Raw genomic sequence first — 5175 nt, forward strand, 5'->3', positions numbered from 1 at the left:
CGGCGGCCGCCACGCCGAGCCGGCATAACCTGCCGGTGCGCCACACGCGCATGATCGGCCGGCAGAACCTGGTTGATAGTCTGATGGTGCAACTGCCACGCCAGCGCTTCATCACCCTCGTCGGTCCCGGCGGCATCGGCAAGACGACCGTGGCCTTGCGGGTCGCCGAACAAATGATCGGTCGCTACCGGGACGGCATTCGCCTGCTGGACCTGGCCCCGATCAATTGCCCGCTGATGATCGACGGCCATCTGGCGATGTTGCTCGAACTGGTCCTGCACGACGACGAACCGATGGACAGCCTCGCAACCTTCCTGCGCGACCGGCAAATGCTGCTGGTCATCGACAACTGCGAACACCTGATCGACGCCATTGCCCACCTCTGCGAAAACATTCTGCGCAGTGCGCCGCACGTGCACATTCTCGCCACCAGCCGCGAGAGCCTGCGGGCCGAAGGAGAATTCGTCCAGCGTCTGGAGTCGCTCGACTGCCCACCGCCCATCGCCGTCCTCGACCGCGCCCAGGCCATGACCTTTTCCGCCCTGCAACTGTTCGTCGAACGGGCCATGGCCAGCCACGACAGCTTTGAACTGACTGACGACGAGCTACCGCTGTTGATCGACATCTGTCACCGACTGGATGGCATCCCGCTGGCCATCGAACTGGCAGCGGCGCAAGTGGGCAACTTCGGGTTGCACGGCTTGCTGGAGCAGTTGCAAAGCAGCTTCCGGGTGCTGACTCAGCCCGGCCAGGCGCCCTTGGCACGCCATCAGACCCTGCGCGCGACACTGGACTGGAGCTTCGAACTGCTCAACGCCTGCGAAAAGACCTGCCTGCGCCGACTGAGTGTATTCCGCGGCGGCTTCACCCTCGAGTCGGCAGCGGCAGTGATTGTCGGCGAACACATCGAACCTCGCGAAGTATTCGGCTCGATCACCCAACTGGTCGCCAAGTCCTTGTTAAACGTCGAGGTGGGCGACGAGGATGTTTACTACCGCCTGCTCGACACCACCCGCAGTTACGCCCTGGAAAAGCTCACACAAACCACCGACCTGCCCGGCACCCGGGAGCGTCATGCCGAGCGCTGCCTGGCCCTGATGCAACAGGCGCAGGACGACTGGGAGAAAACGGCGACCGGCCTGTGGCTCGAGCGCTATGGCCGGGCCCTGGATGATATCCGCGCGGCCCTCGACTGGGGTTTGCACGCGCAAGGGCCGCAGGCACTGGCGATACGCCTGGCCGCGACGTCCACTCCCCTGTGGCAGGAGTTGTCATTGCTCAAAGAGCACGGCGGCTATGTGCGTAAGGCGCTGGCCTTGCTCGACCAGTCACCCGAACCTTGCCCGCGTTTGCAGATGGCCCTGAAGCTGGCCCTGGGCAGTGCCTGTTATCACACGCAGGGCGGTACCGCAGAAACCGTTGGAGCCTTTGTCGGCGCAAGAGCCCTGGCCCAACAGTGCAACGATGTATCCGGTCAATTGCGGGCGATTTCCGGGCACCTGGCAGTCAATCTCAGCTGCGGTCATTATCAAATGGCTTTGGAACAGAGTCGGCAGTTCGATCAACTGGGGTTGAATGACGATACCCTGATGTCCCTGAGCATGCATCGATTGCGGGTGCTGGCCCTGCATTTTTCCGGCGACCAGCAACAGGCTCGGGACGATGCCGAGCAGGTGCTGCAGCGCATGGCCCACAACGGTCGCCTCAACCATTTCACCCATGGTTTCGGCGTGCAATACGACCAGAGTGTCGCGGCACTGACCATTCAGGCGCGCATCCTCTGGTTGCAGGGCCAACCGGAACAAGCCTGGCGCACAGCCCGGCAGGCGCTGGACATCGCATTGCAGATCAACCACGGCACATCCATCTGCTACACCCTGGCGCTGTCCGGCTGCCTGATCGCTTACTACAACGGCGACACCCGCAGCGCCCGCGAACTCCTGCGGCTGCTGCTGGAACAGGCGCAGAAACACTCGGTTCAACTGTTCTATAACTGGGCGCAACACTACGCGCAGGTGATCGGCGGCACCCAGGTCCCGCCCGCCAGGCAGCGAAGTGTCGGGTTGATCAAAGACATCATGGTCACGCTGGACTCGACCTGCGTCGATGACGCCTTGCTCGAACGCGCAGAAAACGGTACGTCAGGCTGGAGCACGTCGGAAATTCTGCGCGCCAAGGCCCAGACGCTGCTGGCAACGGATTGTCCGGTCAAAACCGCAACGGCAGAAGCCGTGCTGCTCAAGGCACTCAACGTGGCCAGGACTCAGGGTGCGCTGGCCTGGGAATTGCGCAGCGCCACCTCGCTGGCGCAACTGTGGCAGCGACAGGGCCGCCACCAACAGGCGCATGAACTGTTGGCACCGATCTACCAGCGCTTCACCGAAGGTTTTTCCACGCCTGACCTGATAACGGTCCGCCGCTTACTCGGCGAGTTGCAATGCCACCTGCCGGCCTGAAGTCCAGCGTGTCTGACTGATGTAGCGGGCATAACGCATTTCAAGGGCGCGCAAATCACCGCTGAGTTCGAGTTTTTCCAGCGCGTAGGTGCGGGTGGTGTTGAGGAAGCGGTAACGGGTCACTGCCCCGCCCTGCTCCAGGGACAGTAGCGACTTGAGTGCCAGGCCTTCCATCACCTTGACTAGGTCGGCGGCGGGCAGCCTGGCGCAGCTGATCACGCCAATCGCTGCGTCCCGGGTAAAGGCCATTTTGAACACGGCCAGACGCTGCAACACGGTTTGCTCCACGGCAGTCAACCGTTCGTAGCTCCAGTCCAGCGCAGCTTTGAGCGTCTGATGCCGGAGAACGGCTGTGCGGCGGCCCTGGGTCAGCAGCTGAAAACAGTTATCGAGTTGCGCCTGCAACCCCACCAGCGCCAACGCATCGATTTGCGCTGCGGCCAGTTCAATCGCCAATGGCAGGCCGTCGAGGCGTCGGCAGATTTCGCGCACGGTCTTGAGGTCTTGCTCACGCAGGGTGAACCCTTGCTGACGGGCTCGGGCACGGCTGACGAACAACTGCACCGCCGAATAGTCCATGACCTCGGCGACACTGCGCAACCCTGACGCCGGTGGCACCGCCAGCGGTGGCAGGCGCAATACGGTTTCGCCCGCTGCCTTGAGCGGCTCGCGGCTGGTGGCGAGGATCGACAGCCGCGGCATCGAATGCAGCAGTGTCTCGACCAACGTCTGGCAGCGTTCGAGCAGGTGCTCGCAATTGTCCAGCACCAACAAGGCATGCCGCTGTGCCAGCGCTTGCAGTGTGGTGCCGACCTTCAGTTCGAGGGTACGTGTGAGGTGATCGGTCACTTGCGCCGGGTCGTCGATCGCCGCCAGGTCCACCAGCCACACGCCGTGCCGATAGTGCTGCAACAACAGTTCGGCCACGCGCAGCGCCACGGTGGTCTTGCCGATCCCGCAAGGCCCGGCCAGGGTCATGAATCGCCGCACCGGCAACTGCCGCACCAGGCTGCCGACAACCGCATCGCGCCCGGTGATCGACGTGAGCCGCGCCGGCAGGTTGTGCAGGGGCTTTTGTACGGTCTCGCTCGGGAACGATACGGGCTCCGGCGAATGCCGCACCGGGGCGACAAAACTGTAGCCGTGCTGGGGAATGTTGACGATGTAGCACTGGCCGTTCTGCCCGTCGCCCAAGGCACGACGCAGGGCGGCGATGTGCACCCGCAGGTTGATCTCTTCGACCACCGAGCGCGGCCAGACCTGCGCAATCAACTCCTCCTTGCTGACCACCGAGCCTGCGTGCTCGACCAGTACCTGCAACACATCAAGGGCGCGGCCGCCCAGGCGCAGCGGTCGATCGCCCTCCAACACCAGTCGCTGACTGAGGTGGAAGGCATAGGGACCAAACTGCAGCACCGCTTCGCTGTTTACATCTCTGAGGCTGTTCATGCGCTGTCACCCGCTGGAAGCCTGGCTCGGTACGCGAGTCCATCCCAGGCTCCGCACCTTCCTTGCAATGAGTTCACTGGTATCTTGGCAGGCCTCGGTGACGGTACAACTGCCACGGGGGGAGCGTCACGGCCATTGCGGTGCCCACAACGGACACACGCGCTAGCTGAACTGCTCGCGGTATTGAGTCGGGGTCAGGCCAAGCTTTTCACTGAACAGAAAACGCATGTGCCGCACGCTGCCGAAGCCACTTTTGAATGCCACCGTCTTGAGCGGCAGCTCGGTGGTTTCCAGCAGGTTCCTGGCGCAATCGATGCGTGCGCTTTGCAGAAACTCCATCGGCGTCATGTTCACGTCCCGGGCAAATACCCTGGCGAAATGCCGCGGGCTCATGTTGGCCAGGTTCGCCATGCACTCGATGCTGTAGGTTTCATCAAGGTGTTCGAGCACATGGTTCTGCACACGGGTAATCGCGGTTTCCTGGGGAGCCACCGCCGCCATCAGCGGGCTGAACTGCGCCTGTCCGCCCTGGCGTTTCATGACCACCAGCAACACCTTGGCCACGTCCTGGGCGACTTTTTTGCCATGGTCCTGTGCCACCACCGACAGCGCCAGGTCGATCCCGGCAGTCACGCCGCCGGAGGTGATCAGGTTGCGGTCCTGGACAAAGATCTGATCGGTCTCGACGGTCGCTTTCGGAAAGCCCTTGATCAGCCGCTCGGTGTAGTGCCAGTGGGTGGTGACGCGATAGCCGTCGAGCAAACCCGCATGCCCCAACACGAACGCCCCGGTGCAGATCGAGCCATAAGCGGCGGACCGGCGGACGTTGTGCCTGAGCCAGGCGAGCAACGGCGGATGCTTTTCGTTGTAGGCTCCGGGGCCACCGGGCACCAGCAGCAAATCAAAACCTTCGCAGGCCTGGTCGATGTGCCGGTCGGCGTGCACGATCACCCCGTTGGACGCCCGCAGTGCGCCGGGCTCGGTGCCGATGGTCGTCAGCACATAGTGATCGTCGGGTTTCAGATAACGATTGGCGATGGAAAACACTTCCATGGGCCCGGCCATGTCGAGCAGGAGAAAGTCGGGAAACAGCACCATTGCCACGGTTTTCATGGATTGGAATTCACAGGAATCAAAGTAGTGGGTGACTAGGACACCAAACCCTTGTGGGAGCGAGCTTGCTCGCGATAACGGTCTTACATTCAACGAATTCGGTGACGGAAAGATTGTCATCGCGAGCAAGCTGAACTGGTCAACTAATTTTGGACAC

General features: G+C 62.4%; 3 protein-coding genes. 1 reads left to right on the plus strand and 2 read right to left on the minus strand.

The genetic code is table 11. The features are described from left to right. Positions 1-2456: ATP-binding protein (locus tag PMI29_RS14840; RefSeq protein ID WP_007998142.1), on the plus strand; the 2456-nt coding region annotated here is incomplete at its 5' end. Here the strand turns inward: PMI29_RS14840 and PMI29_RS14835 are convergent. Together PMI29_RS14835 and PMI29_RS14830 are read right to left on the minus strand one after the other, a co-directional pair. Continuing rightward, entirely contained in the window at positions 2421-3905 is a 1485-nt protein-coding gene (locus tag PMI29_RS14835) for an ATP-binding protein (RefSeq protein ID WP_007998143.1), read from the minus strand. The two genes, PMI29_RS14840 and PMI29_RS14835, sit on opposite strands and share 36 nt — an antisense overlap. Before the next feature lie 162 nt (positions 3906-4067). Continuing rightward, complete coding sequence (locus PMI29_RS14830; protein ID WP_033052390.1) at positions 4068-5018, minus strand: GlxA family transcriptional regulator; 951 nt, start codon at positions 5016-5018, stop codon at positions 4068-4070. Between the last annotated feature and the right edge of the window lie 157 nt (positions 5019-5175).

The sequence above is a fragment of the Pseudomonas sp. GM49 genome (genome assembly GCF_000282355.1).
GTDB lineage: Bacteria > Pseudomonadota > Gammaproteobacteria > Pseudomonadales > Pseudomonadaceae > Aquipseudomonas.

Coding starts and splice junctions, on each gene's coding strand:
- PMI29_RS14835 (WP_007998143.1), bottom strand. CDS start 3,905: ATGAACAGCCTCAGAGATGTAAACAGCGAAGCGGTGCTGCAGTTTGGT.
- PMI29_RS14830 (WP_033052390.1), bottom strand. CDS start 5,018: ATGAAAACCGTGGCAATGGTGCTGTTTCCCGACTTTCTCCTGCTCGAC.